The organism is Streptomyces sp. NPDC096324 (genome assembly GCF_044763015.1).
Lineage (GTDB): Bacteria > Actinomycetota > Actinomycetes > Streptomycetales > Streptomycetaceae > Streptomyces.
Map to the genome: position 1 here is coordinate 127,701 of NZ_JBIWFK010000011.1, position 23,014 is coordinate 150,714.

Below are 23,014 nucleotides of genomic sequence, written 5' to 3' on the forward strand. Positions count from 1 at the left end.
GTCATGCGCATTCCGGCACACTCGGTGTGCACGGCGATCCGTGACGACATCGTCGCGGGTGTCTACGAGCGCGGCGGCCGGCTCACCGAGGAACTGCTCGCACGCCGCTACGGCGTCTCGCGCGTCCCCGTTCGCGAGGCTCTGCGCACGCTGGAGGCGGAGGGCTTCGTGGTCACCCGCCGGCACGCGGGCGCCTGTGTCGCGGAGCCCACCGAGCTGGAGGCCGCGGACCTCCTGGAGATGCGCATGCTGCTGGAGCCGCTGGGGGCCGCGCGGGCCGCGCAGCGGCGCACGGAGGCCCACCTGAAGGTGCTGCGGGGTCTGGTCCGGCTGGGGCAGGAGCGTTCCAGGCGTGGCCACAGCGAGGATCTGCGCTCGCTGGGCGGCTGGTTCCACGAGACGCTGGCGCAGGCGTCCGGCAGCCCCGCGCTGACCTCGACGCTCGCCCAGCTTCGCCACAAGATCGCCTGGATGTACTCGGTGGAGGCGCCGGCCGACCCCGCGGAGTCCTGGGCGGAGCACGGCGGCATCGTGGACGCGGTCGCCCGGGGGGACAGTGAGCGGGCCCGCGCGATCACGGCCCTGCACACCGAGCGCGCCACGGCCGCGCACCGGCTCCGATTCCCCGGAGGCGAACGGCCGGACCGTGTGAGAACTTCGCAACATCCCGTAAACATGACGGGCCCGCGTCATTAACACAGGCACCGTATACAAAGAGGGATATTCGGCGGGGGCTCATTTCTGATGCCCTTTTATTCGCGTGTCCGGAATTCCGGTGCGCGCCATTTCCGCGGCCGCGGCGCGAGGCGTGCGTGACACCGGGGGAATGTGCGGGCGAGGCCACGGAAAACGGCCGGGCCGCGCCACCCGGAGAATGGGTGGCGCGGCCCGGCCGTGCGTGTCCGACTGCCCTGGGGCGGGATCAGACGGTCTCGGGGAGCTCGTCGAGCCCCTCGGCGACCAGCTTCGCCAGACGGTCGAGGGCGACGTCCGCGCCGTCGGCGTCCGACGAGAGGACGATCTCCTCGCCACCCTGGGCGCCCAGGCCGAGGACCGCGAGCATGGAGGCCGCGTTGACGGGGTCGCCGTCGGCCTTCGCGATCGTCACGGGGATGCCGGAAGCCGTGGTGGCCCGGACGAAGATGGAGGCGGGGCGGGCGTGGAGGCCCTCGGTCCAGCCGACGTTGACGCGGCGCTCAGCCATGAGATGCTGCCCTTCGGGTGTTCAGGGTTGTCTAGACCATTGTTCCATATCGCGAGGCGTGCCCGGACGGCCCCGGGCACCACCCGCCGCGGTGCCGGTTCGAAGACCCGTGCCGACGCCCGTCGTCCTCAGACTGCCCCGCGCCGTTGTCGTACGCGAGCCGTACTCTGGGGCCCATGCAGACCTCGTCGGACCGGCACGAGTACCCAGCCCACTGGGAGGCCGACGTGGTGCTGCGCGACGGCGGCACCGCACGCATCAGGCCCATCACCGTCGACGACGCCGAGCGCCTGGTCAGCTTCTACGAGCAGGTGTCGGACGAGTCGAAGTACTACCGCTTCTTCGCGCCCTATCCGCGCCTGTCCGCCAAGGACGTCCGCCGCTTCACCCACCACGACTTCGTGGACCGGGTCGGCCTCGCGGCCACCGTGGGCGGCGAGTTCATCGCCACCGTGCGCTACGACCGGATCAACGCGGACGGCATGCCCGCCTCCGCGCCCGCCGACGAGGCCGAGGTCGCCTTCCTCGTGCAGGACGCCCACCAGGGCCGGGGTGTCGCCTCCGCGCTGCTCGAACACATCGGAGCGGTGGCCCGCGAGCGTGACATCCGCCGCTTCGCCGCCGAGGTGCTGCCCGCCAACAACAAGATGATCAAGGTCTTCACGGACGCCGGATACACCCAGAAGCGCAGCTTCGAGGACGGTGTCGTACGCCTGGAGTTCGACCTCGAACCCACCGACCGGTCCCTCGCCGTGCAGCGCGCGCGGGAACAGCGCGCCGAGGCCCGCTCCGTCCAGCGGCTGCTCGCCCCCGGCTCGGTCGCCGTCGTCGGCGCCGGGCGCGCACCCGGAGGGGTCGGCCGCAGCGTCCTCGACAACCTCCGCCAGGCCGGTTTCACCGGACGCCTGTACGCCGTGAACGCGGCACTCCAGGAGAAGGAACTCGACGGAGTCCCGGCCCACCGCTCCATCCGGGACATCGCCGACCCCGTCGACCTCGCCGTCGTCGCCGTGCCCGCCGAACACGTCCCCCAGGTCGTGACCGAATGCGGCGAACACGGCGTCCAGGGACTGGTGGTGGTCTCCGCCGGCTACGCAGAGAGCGGCCCCGAGGGACGCGAGCGCCAGCGCGAACTCGTGCGGCACGCGCGCACGTACGGGATGCGCATCATCGGACCCAACGCCTTCGGTGTCATCAACACGGCGCCCGACGTACGGCTGAACGCCTCGCTCGCCCCCCAGATGCCCCGCCCCGGACGCATCGGCCTGTTCGCGCAGTCCGGTGCCATCGGCATCGCCCTGCTGTCCCGGCTGCACCGGCGCGGCGGCGGCGTCACCGGCGTCACCGGCGTGTCGACCTTCGTCTCCTCGGGGAACCGCGCGGACGTCTCCGGCAACGACGTCCTGCAGTACTGGTACGAGGACCCGGACACCGACGTCGCCCTGATGTACCTCGAATCCATCGGCAACCCGCGCAAGTTCACCCGCCTCGCCCGGCGGACCGCGGCCGCGAAGCCGCTGGTCGTCGTCCAGGGAGCACGGCACGGCGGGGCCGCTCCCCAGGGACACGCCATCCGGGCCACACGGCTGCCGCACGCCACCGTGTCGGCGCTGCTGCGCCAGGCCGGAGTGATCCGGGTGGACACGATCACCGAACTCGTCGACGCGGGCCTGCTGCTGGCCCGCCAGCCGCTTCCCCGGGGACCCCGCGTGGCGATCCTCGGAAACTCCGAGTCGCTGGGGCTGCTGACGTACGACGCCTGTCTCGCCGAAGGGCTCAGGCCGCTGCCGCCCCGGGACCTCACCACGGCCGCCTCGGCGGAGGACTTCCACAAGGCCCTGTCACAGGCACTCGCCGACGACGGCTGCGACGCCGTCGTCGTGACGGCCATACCGGCCGTCGGGGAGACCTCGGCAGCAGACGAGGCGCTCGCCGAGGCGCTCCGGTCCTCCGCCCTGGAGGCTCCGGCGAAACCCGTGCTCGTGGTGCACGTCGAGCTCGGCGGACTCGCCGAAGCCCTGTCCGCCGCCGCGAGCACCGCCCCGCAGGCCCCCGAGGGCGCGCCCGGCGCGTCACCCGGCGCCCGCTTCCACCCCTCGGACCGGTCGCCCGCCGCGCCGCGTGCCGAGTCCGCGCCGGACTCCCGGCTCATCCCCGCCTACCCGGCCGCCGAACGTGCCGTCCGGGCCCTCGCCGAAGCCGTCAAGTACGCCCAGTGGCGCACGGACGCCCACGAGCCCGGCAAGGTGCCCGAGTACGAGGACATCGACGAGAAGGGGGCCGCCCGGCTGATCGACGACCTCCTCGCGCGCGGGGAGGGTCTCACCCTGGGGGGCGAACGGACGGCGGAGCTGCTCGGGCGCTACGGCATCGACGTGCACCGGACCCTGCCCGCCCCCACTCCTGACGACGCCGTGGCGGCCGCGCGCGCCATCGGGTACCCCGTCGCCCTCAAGACCACCGCCCCGCACCTCCGGCACCGCGCGGACCTCGGCGGCGTACGCCTGGACGTGGCGGACGAGGAGCAGTTGCGCCGGGCCTACGCGGAGCTGATCGAGTTGTTCGGGCCGCCCACGGTGCTGCGCCCCGTCGTGCAGAGGATGGCGCCGCGCGGTGTCGACACGGTCGTCCGCGCGGTGATCGACCCGGCGGCCGGGGCGGTGCTCTCCTTCGGGCTCGCCGGAGCCGCCTCCGAACTGCTCGGGGACACCGCGCACCGGCTGGTCCCGGTCACCGACCGGGACGCGGCCTCGCTGGTCCGGTCGATCCGGACGGCACCGCTCCTGTTCGGCTGGCGGGGCTCCGCGCCGGTCGACACGGCGGCCCTCGAAGAGCTCATGCTGCGGGTCTCCCGGCTGGTCGACGACCACCCCGAGGTCGTCGCGGTCTCGCTGGAGCCGGTGGTGGTGGCCCCGGCCGGCCTGAGCGTCCTGGGCGCCACGGTACGGCTGGCCCGCGCCCCGCTCCGTGACGACCTCGGCCCGCGCACCCTGCCGGTCGTCTGAGTCGCACGGGCCCCACGGTGTCCGGGGAGTCCGAGTCCTGGGAGTCCGGGCCAGCCGCGCCGTGGAGGCCGCCGGAGCCGTCCGGGGAGTCCGGGCCGACCGAGCCGTCCCGACCGGCCGTGTGGTCCTGGCCTGCCGAGTCGTCCGGGGTGACGGAACGAAGTGTCCCCGTGACGGCGGGCACCCGCCCGGACGCCTCCCGTGCCCGCGTCCCGCCCGTCACCCCGCGCGATACGGTCTGATCCGTCCACGACAGACCCACGCGAGCGGTGCCTCGCAGTCAGTGGGCCCCCGTAGGATGGACGGCATGGCCAAGACCAGTACGACGACCCAGGGGCTGCGAGCGGCGATCGAGCGCAGCGGCTACTACCCGGCCCTCGTGGCCGAGGCGGTGGAGGCCGCGATCGGCGGCGACACCATCCGGTCGTACCTGGTCCACCAGGAGACCACGTTCGACGCGAACGAGGTGCGGCGGCACGTCACCGTGCTCGTCCTCACCGGCAACCGTTTCATCGTGAGCCACACCGACGAGCAGAACGCGGACACCACCTCCCCGACGCCGTACGCCACGACCTCGACGGAGTCGGTCAAGCTCGGCCGGATCTCGTCGGTCGTCGTCAGCCGCGTCGTCGCGAACCCCGAGTCGTACACGCCCGGCACGCTGCCCCGCGAAGTGGTCCTCACCATCGGCTGGGGCGCCGTCTCCCGCATCGACCTGGAGCCGGCCGCCTGCGGCGACCCCAACTGCGAGGCCGATCACGGCTACACCGGCAACTCGACGGCGGACGACCTGAGCCTGCGGGTGAGCGAGGCGGGTGACGGCCCGGAGACCGTCCGCCAGGCCCTGGCCTTCGCGCAGTCCCTCTCCGAGGCGACCGCGGACGTCGCCCGCTGATGGCTCTGCCCACCTGGGACCACCCGGAGCCGCTCGCCGTCGACTCCGCGCCCGTCCCCGAGTACGGCGCCGGTTCGCTGGCCGATCTGCTCCCCACGCTCGCCGCCGGCATGTCCGTGCCCGGAGTGACCGCCGCCATACCCGAGCTGACCGCAGCCGACCGGAACTGCGTGTTCCTGATCGACGGTCTCGGCTGGGAGCAGCTCAAGGCCCACCCGGACGAAGCGCCCTTCATGACGTCGCTCCTGGCGTCCTCGCGCGGCGGTACCGGCCGTCCGATCACCGCCGGCTACCCGGCCACCACCGCGACCTCCCTCGCCTCCGTGGGCACCGGTCTGCCCCCGGGCGCGCACGGCCTGCCCGGCTACACCGCGCGCAACCCCGCCACCGGCGAGCTGATGAACCAGCTCCGCTGGAACCCGTGGACCGAACCGCGCGCCTGGCAGCCCTACCCCACGATCTTCCAGCAGGCCGACGCGGCGGGTGTGCACACCGCCCAGGTCTCCTCGCCGACCTTCCAGAACACCCCGCTGACGAAGATCGCGCTGAGCGGGGGCACGTTCCACGGTCGGCTGTCGGGCGAGGAACGCATGGACTTCGCCGCCGAGCAACTGGCCGCCGGCGACCGCTCCCTGGTCTACACGTACTACGCGGAGGTGGACGGCAAGGGTCACCGCTTCGGCGTCGACTCCGACCCCTGGCGCGGCCAGCTCATGTACGTCGACCGGCTGGTCCAGCGTCTCGCGGAGCAGTTGCCGCCGCGCGCGGCGCTGTACGTCACGGCCGACCACGGCATGATCGACATCCCGTTCGACGAGCAGCACCGCATCGACTTCGACGAGGACTGGGAGCTGCGTGCCGGAGTCGCCCTGCTGGGCGGCGAGGGCCGCGCCCGCCACGTGTACGCGGTCCCGGGCGCCCAGGCGGACGTGCTGACCTGCTGGCGCGAGGTCCTGGGCGAGCAGTTCTGGGTCGCCTCCCGTGACGAGGCGATCGAGGCGGGCTGGTTCGGTCCGCGGGTCGACGAGCGGGTCTACGCCCGGCTGGGTGACGTCGTCGCCGCCGCCCGGGACGACGTCCTGATCATCGCGTCCGAGCGGGAGCCGAAGGAGTCGGCGATGGTCGGCAACCACGGCTCGATGACCCCGGCCGAGCAACTGGTACCCCTCCTCCAAGTACGCTCCTGACGTCCTCCCTTCTTCCCCGTTGCCGAAAGGTGCTCAACTCCCCATGCCCGAGCTGGTGTTCTTCTCCGGAACGATGGACTGTGGGAAGTCCACGCTGGCTCTCCAGATCGAGCACAACCGCTCGACGCGGGGTCTGCAGGGCATGATCTTCACGCGGGACGACCGCGCGGGCGAGGGCAAGCTCTCCTCGCGCCTCGGACTGGTCACCGACGCGGTCGAGGTGATGGACGACCAGGATCTGTACGCGTATCTCGTGGACCACCTCTCGCAGGGCGGCCGGGCCGACTACGTGATCGCGGACGAGGCGCAGTTCCTGGCCCCCGCGCAGATCGACCAACTGGCCCGCGTGGTGGACGACCTGGACGTCGACGTCTTCGCCTTCGGGATCACCACCGACTTCCGGTCCAAGCTCTTCCCCGGCTCCCAACGCCTCGTCGAACTCGCCGACCGGGTCGAGGTCCTCCAGGTCGAGGCCCTGTGCTGGTGCGGCGCCCGCGCCACGCACAACGCCCGTACCGTGGGCGGCGAGATGGTCGTCGAGGGCGCCCAGGTCGTCGTCGGTGACGTGAACCAGCACGAGAGCATCGGCTACGAGGTCCTGTGCCGCCGGCACCACCGGCGTCGTATGACGGCGGCCACGGCCCGCGCGAGCGCCCTGTCCCCCGACGTCCTGCCGATCGCCCCGGCCTGAGGCCTGTTCCGGAGTCGCGCCTCCGGCGCGCGCCCCCGGGGACCCGCCGGGTCAGGTGACGGCGTGGATCAGGGAGAAGACCGCGCCCTCCGGGTCCGCCACCGTCGCCACCCGGCCGTGCGGGGAGTCGTGGGCCGGCCGCAGAAGGCGCCCGCCGAGTTCCGTGACGAGGTGGACGGTGTCGTCCAGTTCGGCGGCCTCGAAGTACGTCAGCCAGTGCGGGCCCCGGTCGCGCGGCAGGGCGTTCCCGACGCCATGGACGCCGGCCACCGGCCGTCCGTCGATGTGCAGGGTCACGTAGTCGAAGTCGGCCGAGCCGGCCGGCTGCAGCTCGTAGCCGAAGACGCCCTTGTAGAACTTCACGACACTCTCGGTGTCGCGCGTCACGAGTTCGTTCCACGCCGGGGTGCCCGGCACTCCGGTGATCTCCGTGCCGAGGTGGGCGACCCGCTGCCAGATCCCGAAGACGGCGCCCGACGGGTCGGAGACGATGGCCAGGCGGCCGGCCTCGGCGGCGTCCAGCGGGCCCACGCCCACGGTTCCGCCGCTGTGCCGTACGGTCTCGGCGGTGTGGTCCACGTCGGTCGAGGCGAAGTAGGGCGTCCAGACGACCGGCAGATGCCGGTCGGGAGGCAACTGGCCGATCCCGGCGACCTCCTGGCCATCGAGCAGTGCCCGCGCGTAGGGGCCGAGCTGCGGTGGGCCGGGCTGGAACTCCCAGCCGAACAGCGCTCCGTAGAAGTCCTGGGTCGCGGCCGTCTCGTGCGCCATCAGGCTCACCCAGCAGGGTGTCCCGGGCGTGTTACGAGCGTGCGTGGTGCCGTTCGCGCCGGCCGATTCCCGTGCCTCGGTCATCGTCACTCTCTTCTCGGCCCCTCGCGGTGGCCGGTCACCTTCCGCTTGCGAACACGCGTACCCAGTCGCGTGCGTGCACGCCCCGTGCCGATGTTCGCACCACCGGTCGCGCCGGACGTTCCTCCCGCGCCGCCGTCGAGCGGCGTGGGAACGGGGACGCCCGATCCGCCGTCTCCCGTCCGTCGCCAGGCGATTGCCGTGTGGTGTCCATCGGTTGTACAGCATGTGCCCGATCCCGTACGCCGGGTGATCGGACCTGCCCGGCGGAGCACAGTAGCGGGACATGGACGAAGCGGCCACCCCGTACGCAAGGATGGGGACCATGAACGCCATCATCACGGCACCCGAACTCGCGAGTGACCTGGCGGGGCCGAACCCGCCGGTCCTCCTCGACGTCCGCTGGCAGTTGGGCGGCCCCAACCTGCGTCCCGAGTACGAGAACGCGCACATCCCCGGTGCCGTCTTCGTCGACCTGGATTCCGAACTCGCTGGTCCGGCCGGTGCGGCGGGCCGGCATCCGCTCCCTGGCCCCGAGGTCTTCGGTGCGGCGATGCGGGCCGCGGGAGTGTCCGAGGACCGCGATGTCGTCGTGTACGACGGAGGGCAGGGCTGGGCCGCCGCGCGCGCCTGGTGGCTGCTGGGCTATTCGGGTCATCCGTCGGTACGCGTGCTTGACGGCGGGTTCGCCGCGTGGAGCGGACCGGTGTCCTCGGAGGTCCCCTCGCCGGCGCCCGGAACGTTCGTACCGACCGCCGGTGCGCGGCCGGCGCTCGACGCGGACGGGGCGGCCGCGCTCGCCCGCACCGGGCTGCTGCTGGACGCCCGCGCGGGGGAGCGGTACCGGGGCGAGGTCGAGCCGATCGACCGGGTCGGAGGGCACATCCCGGGCGCCGTTTCTGCGCCGACCGCCGAGAACGTGACGGAGGACGGGCGGTTCCTGCCGGCGGCCGAACTCGCGGACCGTTTCAAGTCCTTCGGCGTGACACCGGAGTCCCAGGTCGGCGTCTACTGCGGCTCCGGGGTCTCGGGTGCCCATGAGGTGCTGGCCCTCGCCGTGGCCGGCGTTCCCGCGGCGCTGTACGTGGGTTCGTGGTCGGAGTGGTCGCAGGACGCGGACCGGCCTGTCGCGGTGGGCCCCGACCCGCAGTGACAGCCGCGCCGCCGGGCGCGACATGGGCGGGGGAGCACCCCCGGCAAGGCGCGGGCCCTCCACGGTGATGCCGGGGGCCCGCGCGGCGCGTGACACGGTCGGCCACGCCGTTCGTGCGTGACGACGGGGCTCGCACCGATCCGGTGCGGGCCCCGTCGTCACACACCTGACGCGGATCCGGCTATTCCTGCTTCTTGCGGCGTGTGCCGAAGACGATCTCGTCCCAGCTCGGGACCGCCGCTCTGCGGCCGGGGCGGACGCCGTCCGCCTCGGCCTGACGGTCCGTCGCGCCGACGAGCCGGTCACGATGGCTGCCCACCGAACGGGGCATGAGCACGTCGGCGTACGCGGAACCGGCACCCGCCGAGGCGGCGGGAGCCGGGGGCTCCTCCTCCTCGGGCTCGGGAGCGGGCTCCTCGGTGGCGGGGCGCTCGGCGGGGGCGGGCCGCTCGGGCACCACCATGTCGCCCCGGAAGCTCGGCACCGCTTCCAGAAGGCTGGTCAGCGAGTCCCGGTCCTCGGCCTCCTCGGCGGGTTCCGGGGGGGACGGGGGCAGGCTCGGCCGTTCCGTCTGCCGTTCCAGGGCGCGGTCCAGCGGGCGGTCGCGGGGCAGCCGGGCAATCCGCGGCACGAACGGGAAGCTCGGCTCGGGTGCCGCGAGGTCGTCCGACTCGCCGATCAGCGAGCGCGCCTCGTCGTCGACGGCCTGGACGAGCCGCCGGGGCGGGTCGTAGGTCCAGCTCGCGGCGTGCGGTTCGCCCGCGACCCGGTAGACCAGCAGAACTTCCCAGGTGCCGTCGTCGCGGCGCCAGGAGTCCCACTGGACGGTGTCCTTCTCGGCGCCCCGGATCAGCAGCCGCTCCTGGACGGCCTCACCGAGCTGGGGGCCGGCGTTCTCGCCGGGACGGCGGACGGGAGTCTTCCTGGCGCGCTCGGCCATGAAGGCGCGCTCGGCCAGCACGGGACCCTCGAAGCGGCGTACACGATCGACGGGGATGCCGGCGAGCTGGGCGACTTCCTCCGCCGAGGCTCCGGCGCGTATACGTGCCTGGATGTCGCGGGGGCGGAGGTGGCTCTCCACCTCGATCTCGATCTGGCCGAGGCGGGGACGGTCGCCGCGTACGGCGGCGCGCAGCCGCTCGTCAATCGGAAGCGTGTATTCCGTACTGTCCGCAGCCTTCAGCACCAGCCGTGTGCCGTCGTTAGAGACGGCCACGACACGCAGTTCGGGCATGGGGACCTCCCGGGTGGTGCCTGCCGACGTCACGTGCGTCGCTGCTTCCGCTAGTCGAGTGTGGCCTGCCCGGGTGCAGCCTGCCACAACCTTGCCGAGTTGCCCGGCGTGTCGGGCACGGGCCCGGGGTCGCCGTTATGGCACGGTTACCTATTTTGCAACGCTAAGTGACGAACTCCATCACCCTGTGCAACGAGCCCCCTCCCGGCGGTCCTGCAAGGCCCCGGACACCCTGGCGGGAGTCCGGACCCAGGGCTCGCAACAGTACTCCATTCGGGCCACTTGCGTGGATCGGCACGCCGCCCAACTTCGAGCGGGGGGTGCTAGTTGGCCGATCTCGGTGCCCGTCCGGCGGTCGGTGGACGTGGCGCACTTCACGCAATCGGCAGAAACGGAACTTATCGTTTCGCCTGTACGTCCCTTTCTCGTACGATCCATCGATCAAGTACGGGAAAGGCAGGCTAGGTCCGGGAATGCGTGAGAAGCCGGAAGTCGGCGGCGAGCAGCCGGGTGCCGACGTGGAACCGAGGAAGAGGCGGCTGGACCTGAGCGTCCCCCAGGTGGCGGGGAGCGCGGTCGCCGCGGTGGTGGCGGCGAAACTCGCGTCCTACTTCGGCGTCTACGGGACGATCCTGGGCGCCGGACTGGTCAGTGTGGTCGCCACCTGCGGAGGAACGGTCTTCCAGCACTTCTTCAAGCGCACCGGCGAACAGATCCGTGACGCGAAGGTGCCACCTCAATCGAAGCCCCGGACGCTGCCCGGTCTCCCCGGCGAGTTCACCGAGGGGACCGTTTACCGCGCGCGGGTCACGAGCTGGAAGAGGCCACTGGTCGCGACCGCCCTCGTCTTCGGCGTAACGATGGCCGGAATCACCACGTACGAAACGGTCTCGGGGCAGAGCTTCAGCGGCGACGGCACCAGTACGACGGTCGGCGACGCCTTCAAGGGGCACACGGCCGGCTCCGGGAACCGCGAGCCGGACACGGCACCGTCGACGGGAACCTCACCGTCCTCGCCGGGGGCCTCCCGCCAGGCGCCGGCACCGTCCGCTGACAGCGCCGGACCGGGCGACGGCGCCGGATCGGGTGACACGGGTGGCGACGGCGCCGACACGTCCGCCGTGCCGACCCCGGGTGACGGGGCATCGGCGGGACCGGAGGCCGGGGACGGAACCCCGACGCCCGGACCCAGCGCGACGGCTACGACCCCAGAACCCTCCGCAAGTAGTCATTCGCAAAGCGCCGGTCAGGATCGAGTCGATCCCGCAGCGCGGTGAACTCGCCGAAGCGCGGGTAGGCCCGGGAGAAGTACTCCGCGTCGCGGGTGTGCACCTTGCCCCAGTGCGGCCGGCCCTCGTGCGCGGTGAAGATCCGCTCGGCCGCGGTGAAGTACGCCTGATAGGGGGTGCCCCGGAACATGTGGACGGCGATGTACGCGCTGTCCCGGCCGGTCGCCGTGGAGAGCGTGATGTCGTCGGCGGGCGCCGTCCGCACCTCCACGGGGAAGCTCACCCGCAGGTCCGAGCTGTCGACCATCGCCTTCAGCTCGCGCAGCGTCTCGACGAGGGCCTCGCGCGGCACCGCGTACTCCATCTCCACGAACCGCACGCGGCGCGGCGAGGTGAAGACCTTGTACGGGATGTCGGTGTAGGTCCGTGCGGACAGCACGCGGCTGGAGAATCCCGCGATCGAGGGGATGGCCGCGGGGACGGCCCGGCCGAGCAGATTGGCCACCTGGAAGGCGCCGTTGGAGAGGAACTCGTCCTCGATCCAGCCGCGGACGGGGCCGACCGGGTTCTCGGGGCCCGCGCTGCGGTTGTTGCGCTTGGTGTTGCAGTTGCCGGTGTGCGGGAACCAGTAGAACTCGAAGTGCTCGTTCTCGGCGGAGAGTTCATCGAAGTCGGCGGTGACCTTGTCGAAGGTCATCGGCTCCTCGCGGGCCGTGAGCAGGAAGATGGGCTCCACGGCGAAGGTGATCGCGGTGACGATGCCCAGGGCGCCGATGCCGATGCGGGCCGACGCGAAGATCTCCGGGTTCTCGCTCGCGGAGCAGGAGAGCACGGAGCCGTCCGCCGTCACCAGCTCCAGGGCCGTGATCTGGGCGGCGATCGAGGCCGAGTCGCGCCCGGTGCCGTGCGTTCCGGTGCTGGTCGCCCCCGACACCGTCTGTTCCATGATGTCGCCCATGTTGGTGAGCGACAGACCCTCGCGCGCCAGGGCCATGTTGAGCCTCTTGAGCGGGGTGCCCGCCTCGACCGTGACCGTCATGGCCGTGCGGTCGATCTTGCGGATCCCGGTCAACAGTTGAGGGCGGATCAATACGCCGTCGGTCGCGGCGGCGGCCGTGAAGGAATGCCCGGTGCCGACGGCCTTCACCGTCAGACCGTCCTCGGCGGCCTTCCGCACGGCGGCGGAGAGTTCGTCCACCGAGGCAGGGGTGACCTCCCGGACGGGAAGGGCGGTGACGTTTCCCGCCCAGTTACGCCACGTGCCGCTCTTCTCGCTCACTGCGGTGCTCATGAGACCCTCCCCGCTGCAGAACCGGCCTGCTGAGCCGGCGGTACCCGAGGAAACCGACCGCGACCGCGACGGCCCCGGACACGGCCGGAACCCCGTACCCGGCCTTCGCGCCGGCGGAGTCGATCACCCAGCCGGCCACGGAGGAACCGAGCGCGACCCCGACGGCGAGTCCTGTACTCACCCAGGTCATGCCTTCGGTCAATTTCGCGCGAGGTACGTGCTGCTCGATGAGGGACATCGTCGTGATCATCGTGGGAGCGATGGACAGGCCCGCAACGAACAGCGCCACGGCCAGGAACGGCAAGTTTCCGACCAGTAGGAGGGGGATCATACTCACGGCCATCGCGCATATACCCAGCAGCCATCTGCCTTCCGCCGCCCCCTTGAAGTGCAGCAGCCCGAAGACGGCTCCCGCGAGGCAGGAGCCCGCCGCGTAGAGGGCCAGGACGATGCTCGCGGCGCCCTTGTGGCCCTGCTCCTCGGCGAAGGCGACGGTGACCACGTCGACGGCTCCGAAGATCGTCCCGGTCGCCACGAACGTGGCCACGAGGACCTGGAGTCCGGCCGAGCGGAGCGCCGAGCCGCCGCTGTGCTGTCCGCGCGGATGCGGCCGGGGTTCGGTGGCCCGCTGTGAGGTCAGCCAGAAGACCCCGGCCGCCAGGAAGCAGGCGGCGAGCAGGGGGCCCGCCTCCGGGAACCACACCGTGGACAGGCCGATGGAGATGATCGGCCCGAAGATGAAGCAGATCTCGTCCACCACGGACTCCAGGGAGTACGCGGTGTGCAGTTGCGGGGTGCCTCCGTAGAGCGCCGCCCAGCGGGCCCGGACCATCGCGCCGATGCTCGGCACGCAGCCGATGCCGGCCGCGCACACGAACAGGACCCAGTCCGGCCACTCGTAGTGCGCGGCGACCAGCAGTCCGCCGGCCGCCGCGAGCGCGAAGACCGTCACCGGTCGCAGGATCCGCCGCTGACCGTGCCGGTCCACCAGACGCGAGACCTGCGGGCCCATCGCCGCGGCCGCCAGCGCCATGGTCGCCGACAGGGCGCCCGCGAGGCCGTAGCGCCCGGTGAGCTGGGAGATCATCGTGACGACGCCGATGCCCATCATGGACAGCGGCATCCGGCCGAGCAGGCCCGCGGCGGAGAAGCTCTTGGAGCCGGGGGCGGCGAACAGGGCGCGGTACGGGCTGGGCACGAGGGTCTCCGTCGGCTCGGCGCGGCCCCTCCCCGTCACCACGGGCGGGCCGCACTCGGTAAGGCGTGAAGATGGCCGATACAGCTTACTGGTTAGGTAACCCTAACGCAGCCTCCCGCACCCCTCCGACCGTTTGTCCGGGCGGCGGCCGCCCGGACACGCGCCCCGCCCCCGGTCGCCGGCGTCCGCTCGGCACCCGCCCGCCCGTTCCGCCGCTGTCCTCCGCCCGCCCGTTCCGCCGTCGTCGCCCGCTCGTCCCCCGGCCGATTATCGGCTGTCGGAGACGGGTGGCAGGATCGGACGCATGCCAGACGTGCTCGATGCCACCCCCTACGACGCCCTGCTCCTGCTCTCGTTCGGCGGTCCGGAGGGCCCGGACGACGTGGTCCCCTTCCTGGAGAACGTGACGCGCGGCAGAGGCATCCCCAAGGAACGCCTCAAGGAGGTCGGGCGGCACTACTTCCTGTTCGACGGGATCAGCCCCATCAACGACCAGAACCGCGCGCTGCTCGACGCGCTGCGCAAGGACTTCGCGGAGCACGGGCTGGATCTGCCGGTCTACTGGGGCAACCGCAACTGGGCGCCGTACCTGACCGACACGCTGCGCGAGATGGCCGCGGACGGGCGGCGCCGGATCCTGGTCCTGGCCACCAGCGCCTACGCCTCGTACTCGGGCTGCCGGCAGTACCGCGAGGATCTGGCGGGCGCGCTGGCCGTCCTGGAGGGGGAGGGGCTGGAGCCGCCGAGGGTCGACAAGCTGCGGCACTACTTCAACCATCCCGGGTTCGTCGAGCCGATGACCGAGGGTGTCCTCAGGTCGCTCGCGGAGCTGCCCGCGGACGTCCGGCAGGGCGCGCACCTGGTGTTCACCACGCATTCGATCCCGGTCGCCGCCGGGGACACCTCCGGTCCGGTTGAGGGCCACGGCGACGGTGGCGCCTATGTCCGCCAGCACCTGGACGTGGCCCGGCTGATCGCGGACGCGGTGCGCGAGGAGACCGGGACCGACCGCCCGTGGAAGCTCGTGTACCAGTCCCGCTCCGGGGCCCCGCACATCCCGTGGCTGGAGCCGGACATCTGCGACCACCTGGAGGAGCTGCACGGAGCGGGAGCCCCGGCGGTGGTGATGGTGCCGATCGGGTTCGTCTCGGACCACATGGAGGTCCTGTACGACCTGGACACCGAGGCACGGGCGAAGGCGCTGGAGCTGGGGCTGCCGGTGCGCCGTTCGGCCACGGTGGGCTCCGACCCCCGGTTCGCCGCGGCGGTCCGTGAGCTGGTGCTGGAGCGCGCCGCGGCCGAGAGCGGCCGGCGGGTGACACGGTGTGCCCTGGGCGCGCTGGGCGCGAGTCACGACCTGTGCCCGGTGGGCTGTTGCCCGGCCCGTACGCCCAAGCCCGCCGCCGCGGGCGCCGACAGCCCTTACGCATGAGGAGCCACGTGACCGAGCCCCTGCACACCGAACTCCTCCAGCTCGCGCACGAGGCCGCCCGCCGCGCGGGCGAGCTGCTGCGCGACGGCCGCCCGGCGGACCTCGCGGTCGCCGCCACGAAGTCCAGCCCGATCGACGTCGTCACCGAGATGGACATCGCCGCCGAGAAGCTGATCACCGCGCTGATCGCCGAGCACCGCCCCGACGACGGCCTCCTCGGCGAGGAGGGCGCCGCCACCGAGGGCACCAGCGGCGTCCGCTGGATCGTCGACCCGCTCGACGGCACGGTCAACTACCTGTACGGGCTGCCGACCTGGGCGGTGTCCATCGCGGCCCAGCAGGACGGCGAGACCGTCGTCGGCGTCGTGGCGGCACCCATGCGCGGCGAGACCTACCACGCGGTCCGCGGCCGGGGGGCCAGGGCGTCGGGAGCCTGGGTCGGCGAACGCCGGCTGGCCTGCCGCCCGTCCCCGCCGCTCGACCAGGCCCTCGTCTCGACCGGCTTCAACTACGTGACCGAGGTCAAGGTCCATCAGGCCGACGTGGCACAGCGGCTCATCCCGCTGGTACGCGACATCCGGCGCTCCGGCTCGGCGGCGGTCGACCTGTGCGACGTCGCGGCCGGGCGCCTCGACGGCTACTACGAACGCGGTCTGCACCCCTGGGATCTCGCGGCCGGGGACCTGATCGCCCGGGAGGCGGGCGCGGTGACCGGTGGACGCCCCGGAGAGCGCCCCGCGGGCGATCTCACGGTCGCGGCCTCCCCGGGCGTCTTCGAGCCCCTCCAGCGGCTCCTGGAGGACTTCGGCGCCTGGCACGACTGACCCGCCCCTCGGGACGGCCGAGCGAGGGAACGAGAACGGGGCCCCGGCACTGGATCGATACCGGGGCCCCGCTCTCGTACGTGCTGGTCAGACGCGTGTGGCGCCGACCTCCACACCGTGCTCGGCGGCAAGGCGGTGCAGGTCGTCCAGCTCGGCCTGCTCGATCTCCGTGAGGAAGTCGTCGCCCGTCTCGCGAGCTCGGGTCAGGTCGGTCTCGGTCGCCCTTATGCGCTGCAGAAGTCCTGTGGTGAATGCGTCCATGCTGCGCCCCCTCGTCCTGGGTCGTGGGTCGGGTGGCACGGGGGTGTGCCGATGGAAGGGGCGATCACGTCTCCGAATGGGGTGCCCAGCGCTGCCCGCTCTGGGCGGCGACGGTGCCGGACACCCACGCCCGCTCTGCGGAAGCGGTTGGACGTACCACAATGTGGCTTGCCACATGCAGAGCGTGATCGCGGGGTGTAAAGCCGTCCTCCCCCCGCTCTCTTCCGTGGAAACCTCAACCCGACGAGAAAATCTCGCATTCCCGGTCCCCCGGACGCGCTTCCCTGGCGCCTCCCCCGCCTTACAGCCGGTTTATGGCCGAAACGGGCAGGATGGAGCTCTCATCCGTGACGGACCTGCCCGCGTGGTGCGCTGGAACGTGCCCCGCCGGTGGACAGAGGAAGGACAAGGGACGTGCGCGTACTCGTCGTCGAGGACGAGCAACTGCTCGCCGATGCGGTGGCCACCGGACTGCGCCGGGAGGCCATGGCCGTCGACGTCGTGTACGACGGCGCGGCCGCGCTGGAGCGCATCGGGGTCAACGACTACGACGTGGTCGTCCTCGACCGCGACCTCCCGCTCGTGCACGGCGACGACGTCTGCCGGAAGATCGTCGAGCTCGGCATGCCCACGCGCGTGCTGATGCTGACCGCGGCCGGCGATGTCAGCGACCGTGTCGAGGGCCTGGAGATCGGAGCCGACGACTACCTCCCCAAGCCGTTCGCGTTCAGCGAGCTGACCGCACGCGTGCGTGCCCTCGGACGCCGTACGAGCGTGCCGCTGCCGCCCGTCCTGGAGCGCGCCGGGATCAAGCTCGACCCGAACCGCCGCGAGGTCTTCCGTGACGGCAGGGAGGTCCAGCTCGCTCCCAAGGAGTTCGCCGTCCTCGAGGTGCTGCTGCGCAGCGAGGGTGCCGTCGTCTCCGCGGAGCAGCTCCTGGAGAAGGCCTGGGACGAGAACACGGACCCGTTCACCAACGTCGTGCGCGTGACCGTCATGACCCTGCGGCGCAAGCTCGGCGAGCCCGCCGTGATCGTCACCGTGCCCGGCTCCGGGTACAGGATCTGATCCACGGTGGCCACCACACCCGCGCCGCCCACGGCGCCTCCGAAGCCCACCTGGGACCCCAGGAGAGCGGAACCGCCCTTCCCGTGGCTGCGTCCGACGATCCGTATACGCCTCACGCTGCTGTACGGCGGCATGTTCCTGATCGCCGGCATCATGCTGCTGTCGATCATCTATCTGCTCGCGGCACAGGCGCTGAACGTCGGCAGCGAACTCCCCTTCAAGATCATTTCGGGGCAGATCGGCAGCAGTACCTGCAACCTCCCGACGGCGCCCTCCGCGGACGAGCTCAACCGCGCGATGGCCGACTGCGTGAACCAGCAGCGCCAGCACGCCCTCGACGACCTGCTCAGCCGTTCGCTCCTGGCCCTGCTCGGCCTCGCGGTCATCGCCTTCGCGTTCGGCTACGCGATGGCGGGCCGGGTCCTCTCGCCGCTCGGCCACATCACCCGCACCGCGCGCGCGGTGGCCGGCTCCGACCTGTCCCGGCGGATCGAGCTCGACGGCCCGGACGACGAGCTGAAGGAACTCGCGGACACCTTCGACGACATGCTGGAGCGGTTGCAGCGGGCCTTCACCGCCCAGCAGCGGTTCGTCGGGAACGCCTCCCACGAACTGCGCACACCGCTCGCGATCAACCGCACGCTCCTGGAGGTGCACCTCTCGGGACCCGGGGTGCCGACGGAGATGCAACAGCTCGGAAAGACGCTGCTCGCCACGAACGAGCGCAGCGAACAGCTCGTCGAGGGCCTGCTGCTGCTCGCCCGCAGCGACAACCAGATCGTCGAGCGCAAGCCGGTGGACCTCGCCGAGGTCGCCTCCCAGGCCATCGACCAGGTGCACGCCGAAGCGGAGGCCAAGGGCGTGGAGATACGCGGGCTGCGCGTTCCGGTGGTCGTCCAGGGCAACGGCGTCCTGCTGGAGCGGATCGCCCTGAACCTCGTCCAGAACGCCGTCCGCTACAACGTGTCGCAGGACGGCTGGGTCGAGGTCACGACCGCCACGGAACACGGCCGGGCGGTCCTGGAGGTGTCGAACACGGGGCCGGTCGTTCCCGCGTACGAGGTCGACAATCTTTTCGAACCCTTCCGGCGGCTGCGCACGGAGCGTACGGGCAGCGACAAGGGCGTGGGCCTCGGCCTGTCGATCGTCCGGTCGGTGGCCCGCGCGCACGGGGGTCACATCGCCGCCCGGCCTCGAGAAGGGGGTGGCCTCGTGATGCGCGTCACCCTCCCCATCTGAGAGCATGTCGCGGACACGCGGCGATGTTCGCTTTGCGCGGAATTTTCGGGTCACCCACCCGAGTGACCCGTGTGTGATCGATCACAAGGACGATTTTCTGTCCATCTACTCTCCGTGATCATGTGAACTGCCGGAAAGCCGGGAAAATCCGGGTTTTCGGGGGTCCTGATCACGGGAAGTACACGGTGGGGCGCCTTTGAAGTGCGGCCCCGGGACCGTGTACGGTCCGCATCGCCATCCAAGCCGATCACTCTTGATGAGTCCGGTTGGGTGTCGATTGAGTAACAGACCTTGATGTGAGGCAAAATCTCCGCCTCGGGTCGGGCACAAGTCCGGCCTCTCACGCGTTACGTGCGCTGGAGACACCGAAGACACCCAGAGGGGGAGAGCGACAATGGCAACGGATTACGACACCCCGCGCAAGACCGACGACGACGTCGACTCGGACAGCCTTGAAGAACTGAAGGCTCGCCGGAACGACAAGTCGACCTCGTCCGTCGACGTAGATGAGTTCGAGGCCGCGGAAGGCCTGGAACTGCCCGGTGCGGACCTCTCGAACGAAGAGCTGGCCGTCCGGGTGCTGCCCAAGCAGCAGGACGAGTTCACCTGCATGAGCTGCTTCCTGGTGCACCACCGCAGCCAGCTGGCCCGCGAGAAGAACGGTCAGCCGATCTGCCGCGACTGCGACTGAGGCAGGGTCGGCCGTGAACGGCTCGACCCCACCTTGGAAGCGCCGCCTCCCCTCCAGGGCGGCGGACGAAGGGCCCTCCAAGGGCCCTGAAGGCGTGCGTGACGACGAGCGGGGCTCTTCCGAACAGGGATCAGCCTCGCTCGACCGAGCGGCCGCCACAGACGGCCTGACGGCCCCCGCAGACGGTTCCTCGCCCGTGGCGAGGCGTCGTGTGGTGGCTGTCCGGGACGGGGTCAAGAGGGGCGTCACGAGGAGCGGCGTCCGGGCCAGGGCGGGCCTCGCGTTCGTCACGGACCGCATCATCGACATCGCCCCACGGGTTCCCGTACGGGACCTGGCCACCCTCCGCGGACAGTTCCCGGGCCTCGGCCCCGAGGAACTCGCGGACAAGCTCGTCGCGGGCGCCGCCGCCGCGACCTCGACCGTCGGCGCCGGCATCGGCGCCGCCGCGATGCTGCCGGTGCCGCCCGCCATGCCCACGGAGCTGGCCGCCGAGATCACCGCCGTCGCCGCGATCGAGCTGAAGCTGATCGCCGAACTCCACGAGGTCTACGGCCTGCGTCCGCAGGGCAACCTCAAGCAGCGCAGCACGGCCTATCTCCACTCCTGGTCGGGCGAGCGCGGTATCGACGTGGCCAAGCCCATGACGATCGATGCCGCGCTGGGCGGCCGGATGAAGCGCGAGCTGCGCCAGCAGATCATGAAGCGGACGATCCGGGACCTGCCCAACCTGATGCCGTTCATGGTCGGAGCGGCCGTGGGCGCGGTCATGAACCGCCGTGACACCAGGCGCGTGGCCGGTCACATCCGCAAGGACCTGCGCAAGATGCAGATCCCGTGGGACGCGCTCCCGCAACAGCCGCCGCTGGAGAAGCCGGCGGACCCGGTGCAGATCGGAGAGATCCCGACAGACCTCGGGGAGTGACGCCTTTCGCGCGGGCGTCGGCGCGTCAGTGCGCGCGCGAGTTGACGCCCGCTCGGCGGGCCGTGCCCGTCGCCGGTGGCGCGGGCACCCGCCGCCGTCTCAGCTCTCCGCGGGGCGGACCGACTCTCGTGCCGTCTCCAGGGCGGCGGCCAGACGCTCCGGCTCCCGGGTCGACAGGTACAGGTAGGGCGTCGGGTCCGCCGGGTCCGTGACCTGGACGCGCAGCGCGGTCGGGATGTACGAGCGCAGGAGCATGAAGGCGCGGGTGTCGGCCTTGTAGGTGCGCCAGGCGCGCGCTTCCTCCGGGTCCATGATCTCCGCGTCGCCGAGGGCCGAGACCGGGATCCGGGCGTCCCCGGCGATCAGCGCGTCACCGACCACGCGGATGCGGATCGAGCCGTACGCGCTGGCGGCGACCGCCGCGACGGCGGTGCCGCCGACGAGCGCCCCGAGCATCGGCAGGGTGCCGAACGGAAGGAAGATCAGAGCCATCGCGAGCCCGGCCAGGAAGCTGATCACCCACCACGACCGGGGTGCGGTGAGGCGTTCTTCGTACGGGGAGGCCGAGAGCTGCATGACGTCAAGCTTGGCACGGTGCGAAGACTTGGTGGACGCGCGGGTAAGGTCTGCGGCTGTGAGTGGTACTTCCGCAGCTCTGACGCCTCCCGCCGACGCCGTAGCGCCGGTGCGGCACCCCGACGCGCCCGCCCCCGGAGAGCTCCTCGGAGCACACTACGAACACTGTTTCGGGTGCGGCGGAGCGCAGCCCCACGGACTCCATCTGGAGGCCCGCGCGGGCGAGGGCGTCACGATCACGGCGGAGTTCACCGTGCGCACCGTCCACCAGGGCGCCCCGGGCCTCGCGCACGGCGGCGTTCTCGCCACCGCGCTCGACGAGACGCTCGGCTCGTTGAACTGGCTGCTGCGGACGATTGCGGTGACCGGACGCCTGGAGACCGACTTCCTGCGCCCCGTCCCCGTCGAGACCGTCCTGTATCTGGAGGCCGAGGTCACCGCGGTGGCCGGCCGGAAGATCTACTGCACCGCCACCGGGCGGATCGGCGGCCCCGACGGCCCCGTCGCCGTCCGCGCGGACGCCCTCTTCGTCGAGGTGAAGGTCGACCACTTCATCGACAACGGCCGCCCGGAGGAGATCCGCGCGGCGATGAACGACCCGGACCAGATCCGGCGAGCCCGTGCCTTCGAGGTGAACCCGTGACCCAGAACCCCGGGGCCGACGAGCCCCGCCCGGAACTCCCTGTGATGATCAGGCGCGTCGATCCGGAAGTCCCGCTTCCCGAATACGCGCACCCCGGTGACGCCGGAGCCGATCTGCGCACCACCGAGAGCCGCGAGCTGAAGCCCGGTGAACGGGCGGTGCTGCCGACGGGAGTGGCCATCGCGCTGCCCGAGGGGTACGCGGCCTTCGTGCACCCGCGCTCGGGCCTCGCCGCCCGCTGCGGCGTCGCCCTCGTGAATGCCCCGGGGACGGTGGATGCCGGGTACCGTGGGGAGATCAAGGTGATCGTGGTGAATCTCGATCCGCGCGAGTCGGTGCGGTTCGAGCGCTTCGACCGGATTGCTCAACTGGTCGTCCAGCAGGTCGAGAAGGTTCGCTTCCAGGAGGTCGCGGAACTTCCCGACTCGGCGCGGGCCGCAGGGGGCTTCGGGTCCACCGGCGGCCATACAGCCGTGGACAGCACAACGGGTGGGAATCGATACGCTTCGGTCGTATCCGACCGGGAAGGACAGTGACGTGTTCGGACGTCGCAAGAAGGGCAGTGCCGCCGAGGACGCGGCGGGCGAGGCCGGGCAGGTCGTCGACAGCGTCGACACTGAGGCGGACGAGAACGTGGAGCGCGGGCGCGTGAGGCTCGAACCGGAGCCGCGCCCCGACGGGCCCTGGGACAGTTCGGAGGTCCGTGATCCGGCCGAGGGCCGGGTGGACCTCGGTGGTCTGTTCGTGCCCGGGGTCGACGGCATGGAGCTGCGGGTCGAGGTCGCGGGTGACGCGATCGTCGCGGCGACCGTCGTCGTCAACGACAGTGCCGTGCAGCTCCAGGCCTTCGCCGCTCCCAAGCGCGAGGGCATCTGGGGCGAGGTGCGCGAGGAGATCGCCTCCGGGATCACCCAGCAGGGCGGTGTCATCGACGAGGTCGAGGGCCCGCTGGGCTGGGAGCTGCGGGCGCAGGTACCGGTCCAGCTCCCGGACGGCACGGGTGGCTTCCAGGTCGTGCGGTTCGTCGGCGTGGACGGTCCCCGCTGGTTCCTGCGGGGAGTGATCTCCGGGCAGGGCGCGGTGCAGCCGCAGGCCGCGGGTCTGCTGGAGCAGATCTTCCGGGACACGGTCGTCGTCCGCGGTGAGGGCCCGATGGCCCCCCGCGACCCGATCGTCCTGAAGCTGCCGAACGACGCGCAGATGGTCCCCGAAGGTGTTCAGCAGGAGGACCAGAGCGGCTCCCGCTTCTCCGGCGGCATGGGGCAGCTCCAGCGTGGTCCGGAGATCACCGAAGTCCACTAGACACTGGACGGACAAAGACCGGACGACGACCCGACGAGGGTCGTACGAAGAGTCGGGCAGACAGAAGGGCCGCACCCCCAGGGGTGCGGCCCTTTCCCGTGCGCGGACTCGCCG

Annotated in this window: 23 protein-coding genes; 16 read left to right on the forward strand and 7 right to left on the reverse strand. The window is 71.6% G+C overall.

All coding sequences use genetic code 11. From position 1 onward, the window contains the following. Positions 1–3: 3 nt before the first annotated feature. Positions 4–696, forward strand: coding sequence for a GntR family transcriptional regulator (locus tag ACIQ7M_RS29070; protein ID WP_355776115.1), 693 nt, complete (start codon positions 4–6; stop codon positions 694–696). Between the two features lie 226 nt (positions 697–922). Here the strand turns inward: ACIQ7M_RS29070 and ACIQ7M_RS29075 are convergent, their stop codons facing one another. Continuing rightward, the gene (locus ACIQ7M_RS29075) at positions 923–1,204 is read right to left on the reverse strand and encodes an HPr family phosphocarrier protein (protein ID WP_355766519.1); all 282 of its coding nucleotides are present in this window, start codon (positions 1,202–1,204) and stop codon (positions 923–925) included. 176 nt (positions 1,205–1,380) lie between these two features. Here ACIQ7M_RS29075 and ACIQ7M_RS29080 point away from each other — a divergent pair, with 176 nt between their 5' ends. The 4 genes from ACIQ7M_RS29080 (at position 1,381) to ACIQ7M_RS29095 (ending at position 6,982) form a co-directional block, all read left to right on the forward strand. Continuing rightward, positions 1,381–4,209, forward strand: coding sequence for a GNAT family N-acetyltransferase (locus ACIQ7M_RS29080; protein ID WP_403649940.1), 2,829 nt, complete (start codon positions 1,381–1,383; stop codon positions 4,207–4,209). Positions 4,210–4,516: 307 nt separating this feature from the next. Continuing rightward, complete coding sequence (locus ACIQ7M_RS29085) at positions 4,517–5,104, forward strand: DUF5998 family protein (protein ID WP_206300944.1); 588 nt, start codon at positions 4,517–4,519, stop codon at positions 5,102–5,104. Further along, positions 5,104–6,291 (forward strand): alkaline phosphatase family protein, encoded by a 1,188-nt coding sequence (locus ACIQ7M_RS29090; protein ID WP_386986059.1) that lies wholly within the window; start codon positions 5,104–5,106, stop codon positions 6,289–6,291. Before ACIQ7M_RS29085 ends, ACIQ7M_RS29090 begins: the two co-directional genes overlap by 1 nt. 43 nt (positions 6,292–6,334) lie before the next feature. Continuing rightward, positions 6,335–6,982, forward strand: coding sequence for a thymidine kinase (locus ACIQ7M_RS29095; RefSeq protein ID WP_355766510.1), 648 nt, complete (start codon positions 6,335–6,337; stop codon positions 6,980–6,982). Positions 6,983–7,033: 51 nt separating this feature from the next. Here the strand turns inward: ACIQ7M_RS29095 and ACIQ7M_RS29100 are convergent, their stop codons facing one another. Then, complete coding sequence (locus ACIQ7M_RS29100; RefSeq protein WP_403649945.1) at positions 7,034–7,837, reverse strand: VOC family protein; 804 nt, start codon at positions 7,835–7,837, stop codon at positions 7,034–7,036. Positions 7,838–8,159: 322 nt separating this feature from the next. On the opposite strand from ACIQ7M_RS29100, the gene ACIQ7M_RS29105 reads away from it, so the two are divergent. After that, a complete protein-coding gene (locus ACIQ7M_RS29105) occupies positions 8,160–8,987 on the forward strand; it encodes a sulfurtransferase (RefSeq protein ID WP_386986065.1) in 828 nt (275 codons plus the stop codon). Positions 8,988–9,168: 181 nt separating this feature from the next. On the opposite strand, the gene sepH is transcribed toward ACIQ7M_RS29105, so the two are convergent. After that, entirely contained in the window at positions 9,169–10,221 is a 1,053-nt protein-coding gene (gene sepH / locus ACIQ7M_RS29110) for a septation protein SepH (protein WP_403649949.1), read from the reverse strand. Positions 10,222–10,694: 473 nt separating this feature from the next. On the opposite strand from sepH, the gene ACIQ7M_RS29115 reads away from it, so the two are divergent. Then, a complete protein-coding gene (locus ACIQ7M_RS29115; protein WP_403649951.1) occupies positions 10,695–11,498 on the forward strand; it encodes a hypothetical protein in 804 nt (267 codons plus the stop codon). On the opposite strand, the gene ACIQ7M_RS29120 is transcribed toward ACIQ7M_RS29115, so the two are convergent. Continuing rightward, positions 11,422–12,741: a D-arabinono-1,4-lactone oxidase gene (locus tag ACIQ7M_RS29120; protein ID WP_403649954.1), complete on the reverse strand. Its 1,320-nt coding sequence runs from the start codon at positions 12,739–12,741 to the stop codon at positions 11,422–11,424. The two genes, ACIQ7M_RS29115 and ACIQ7M_RS29120, sit on opposite strands and share 77 nt — an antisense overlap. Beyond that, positions 12,701–13,939: an MFS transporter gene (locus ACIQ7M_RS29125; RefSeq protein WP_355766494.1), complete on the reverse strand. Its 1,239-nt coding sequence runs from the start codon at positions 13,937–13,939 to the stop codon at positions 12,701–12,703. The genes ACIQ7M_RS29120 and ACIQ7M_RS29125 overlap by 41 nt, the downstream gene beginning before the upstream one ends. A 304-nt stretch (positions 13,940–14,243) precedes the next feature. On the opposite strand from ACIQ7M_RS29125, the gene ACIQ7M_RS29130 reads away from it, so the two are divergent. Together ACIQ7M_RS29130 and ACIQ7M_RS29135 are read left to right on the forward strand one after the other, a co-directional pair. Further along, positions 14,244–15,371, forward strand: a complete 1,128-nt coding sequence (locus ACIQ7M_RS29130) for a ferrochelatase (RefSeq protein WP_403649957.1) — start codon at positions 14,244–14,246, stop codon at positions 15,369–15,371. 8 nt (positions 15,372–15,379) lie between these two features. Next, a complete protein-coding gene (locus ACIQ7M_RS29135; RefSeq protein WP_403649960.1) occupies positions 15,380–16,195 on the forward strand; it encodes an inositol monophosphatase family protein in 816 nt (271 codons plus the stop codon). An 87-nt stretch (positions 16,196–16,282) separates the two neighbouring features. Here ACIQ7M_RS29135 and ACIQ7M_RS29140 read toward each other — a convergent pair whose 3' ends face one another. Continuing rightward, the gene (locus tag ACIQ7M_RS29140) at positions 16,283–16,456 is read right to left on the reverse strand and encodes a hypothetical protein (protein WP_355766486.1); all 174 of its coding nucleotides are present in this window, start codon (positions 16,454–16,456) and stop codon (positions 16,283–16,285) included. A gap of 414 nt (positions 16,457–16,870) precedes the next feature. On the opposite strand from ACIQ7M_RS29140, the gene ACIQ7M_RS29145 reads away from it, so the two are divergent. The 4 genes from ACIQ7M_RS29145 to ACIQ7M_RS29160 all read left to right on the forward strand — a co-directional run bounded on the left by ACIQ7M_RS29145 (position 16,871) and on the right by ACIQ7M_RS29160 (position 20,379). Then, positions 16,871–17,524 (forward strand): response regulator transcription factor, encoded by a 654-nt coding sequence (locus tag ACIQ7M_RS29145; protein ID WP_403649964.1) that lies wholly within the window; start codon positions 16,871–16,873, stop codon positions 17,522–17,524. A 6-nt stretch (positions 17,525–17,530) separates the two neighbouring features. Continuing rightward, positions 17,531–18,763: a sensor histidine kinase gene (locus ACIQ7M_RS29150; protein WP_403649967.1), complete on the forward strand. Its 1,233-nt coding sequence runs from the start codon at positions 17,531–17,533 to the stop codon at positions 18,761–18,763. 394 nt (positions 18,764–19,157) lie between these two features. Continuing rightward, complete coding sequence (locus tag ACIQ7M_RS29155) at positions 19,158–19,454, forward strand: DUF4193 domain-containing protein (protein WP_003997302.1); 297 nt, start codon at positions 19,158–19,160, stop codon at positions 19,452–19,454. 13 nt (positions 19,455–19,467) lie between these two features. Beyond that, positions 19,468–20,379: a hypothetical protein gene (locus ACIQ7M_RS29160; RefSeq protein WP_403649970.1), complete on the forward strand. Its 912-nt coding sequence runs from the start codon at positions 19,468–19,470 to the stop codon at positions 20,377–20,379. A 99-nt stretch (positions 20,380–20,478) separates the two neighbouring features. On the opposite strand, the gene ACIQ7M_RS29165 is transcribed toward ACIQ7M_RS29160, so the two are convergent. Next, positions 20,479–20,955, reverse strand: a complete 477-nt coding sequence (locus tag ACIQ7M_RS29165) for a DUF3093 domain-containing protein (RefSeq protein ID WP_403649974.1) — start codon at positions 20,953–20,955, stop codon at positions 20,479–20,481. A 58-nt stretch (positions 20,956–21,013) separates the two neighbouring features. On the opposite strand from ACIQ7M_RS29165, the gene ACIQ7M_RS29170 reads away from it, so the two are divergent. From ACIQ7M_RS29170 to ACIQ7M_RS29180, 3 genes are read left to right on the forward strand one after another with little or no spacing between them, the layout of a single operon-like run. Further along, positions 21,014–21,598, forward strand: a complete 585-nt coding sequence (locus ACIQ7M_RS29170; protein WP_355766472.1) for a PaaI family thioesterase — start codon at positions 21,014–21,016, stop codon at positions 21,596–21,598. Between the two features lie 44 nt (positions 21,599–21,642). After that, entirely contained in the window at positions 21,643–22,134 is a 492-nt protein-coding gene (gene dut, locus ACIQ7M_RS29175; RefSeq protein ID WP_355766522.1) for a dUTP diphosphatase, read from the forward strand. A 1-nt stretch (position 22,135) separates the two neighbouring features. Further along, positions 22,136–22,900 carry a DUF3710 domain-containing protein gene (locus ACIQ7M_RS29180; protein WP_386986085.1) on the forward strand — a complete coding sequence of 255 codons (765 nt, stop codon included), beginning with the start codon at positions 22,136–22,138 and terminating at the stop codon, positions 22,898–22,900. Positions 22,901–23,014: the final 114 nt, after the last annotated feature.

What these genes read in the sequence shown, in the direction of transcription:
- ACIQ7M_RS29070 (WP_355776115.1), top strand. Translation starts at nt 4, where the DNA reads ATGCGCATTCCGGCACACTCGGTGTGCACGGCGATCCGTGACGACATC.
- ACIQ7M_RS29075 (WP_355766519.1), bottom strand. Translation starts at nt 1,204, where the DNA reads ATGGCTGAGCGCCGCGTCAACGTCGGCTGGACCGAGGGCCTCCACGCC.
- ACIQ7M_RS29080 (WP_403649940.1), top strand. Translation starts at nt 1,381, where the DNA reads ATGCAGACCTCGTCGGACCGGCACGAGTACCCAGCCCACTGGGAGGCC.
- ACIQ7M_RS29085 (WP_206300944.1), top strand. Translation starts at nt 4,517, where the DNA reads ATGGCCAAGACCAGTACGACGACCCAGGGGCTGCGAGCGGCGATCGAG.
- ACIQ7M_RS29090 (WP_386986059.1), top strand. Translation starts at nt 5,104, where the DNA reads ATGGCTCTGCCCACCTGGGACCACCCGGAGCCGCTCGCCGTCGACTCC.
- ACIQ7M_RS29095 (WP_355766510.1), top strand. Translation starts at nt 6,335, where the DNA reads ATGCCCGAGCTGGTGTTCTTCTCCGGAACGATGGACTGTGGGAAGTCC.
- ACIQ7M_RS29100 (WP_403649945.1), bottom strand. Translation starts at nt 7,837, where the DNA reads ATGACCGAGGCACGGGAATCGGCCGGCGCGAACGGCACCACGCACGCT.
- ACIQ7M_RS29105 (WP_386986065.1), top strand. Translation starts at nt 8,160, where the DNA reads ATGAACGCCATCATCACGGCACCCGAACTCGCGAGTGACCTGGCGGGG.
- sepH (WP_403649949.1), bottom strand. Translation starts at nt 10,221, where the DNA reads ATGCCCGAACTGCGTGTCGTGGCCGTCTCTAACGACGGCACACGGCTG.
- ACIQ7M_RS29115 (WP_403649951.1), top strand. Translation starts at nt 10,695, where the DNA reads ATGCGTGAGAAGCCGGAAGTCGGCGGCGAGCAGCCGGGTGCCGACGTG.
- ACIQ7M_RS29120 (WP_403649954.1), bottom strand. Translation starts at nt 12,741, where the DNA reads ATGAGCACCGCAGTGAGCGAGAAGAGCGGCACGTGGCGTAACTGGGCG.
- ACIQ7M_RS29130 (WP_403649957.1), top strand. Translation starts at nt 14,244, where the DNA reads ATGCCAGACGTGCTCGATGCCACCCCCTACGACGCCCTGCTCCTGCTC.
- ACIQ7M_RS29140 (WP_355766486.1), bottom strand. Translation starts at nt 16,456, where the DNA reads ATGGACGCATTCACCACAGGACTTCTGCAGCGCATAAGGGCGACCGAG.
- ACIQ7M_RS29155 (WP_003997302.1), top strand. Translation starts at nt 19,158, where the DNA reads ATGGCAACGGATTACGACACCCCGCGCAAGACCGACGACGACGTCGAC.
- ACIQ7M_RS29165 (WP_403649974.1), bottom strand. Translation starts at nt 20,955, where the DNA reads ATGCAGCTCTCGGCCTCCCCGTACGAAGAACGCCTCACCGCACCCCGG.
- dut (WP_355766522.1), top strand. Translation starts at nt 21,643, where the DNA reads ATGATCAGGCGCGTCGATCCGGAAGTCCCGCTTCCCGAATACGCGCAC.